We start from the raw sequence: 504 nt of genomic DNA, 5'->3' as shown, positions 1-504 counted from the left end.
ACCGGTCAGCCTGCAATTCAGGTGGGCGAAGGTCGAGTCCGCCACGCAGGGCGGAACGGATACCTGGAACCTGTTCTACCAGACCGACCCCGCGGCCACGGGCGCGACCGCAGCCTGGCAGAATGTCGGCACCGACTTCAAGTTCGGGCCGAACGGCCAGATGCAGCCGGTCGTCGGTCAGATCACGCTGACCGGCCTGACCGTCTCGGGCAAGGCACTCGGCAACGTGACCATGGCGTTCGGCACCGGTGGTCTCACGCAATTCGCCGATACTAACGGCAACGTTCAAGTCAATCAGCTTGAGCAGGACGGCTATGCTGCGGGTCAGCTGCAGAGCGTATCGGTCAGCAATGAAGGACGTGTGGTCGGCAGCTACTCCAATGGCCGTAACATCGATCTTGCTGAAGTCAGTATCGCCACCTTCAACGGTGCCAACTTCCTCAAGCGCATCGACGGCGGCGCGTTCGAGACCACCAACGAATCCGGCGAGGCGCTGTACGGCAA

1 protein-coding gene is annotated in these 504 nt (G+C 62.1%); it reads left to right on the top strand.

Translation table 11 applies throughout. The features are described 5' to 3' along the window. The coding region (locus AC1DU6_RS36005) for a flagellar hook-basal body complex protein (protein ID WP_477863476.1) at positions 1–504 on the top strand (504 nt) is incomplete at both ends.

Source organism: Roseateles sp. P5_B10 (assembly GCF_056400485.1).
This window is presented reverse-complemented; position numbering and strand designations above follow the sequence as displayed.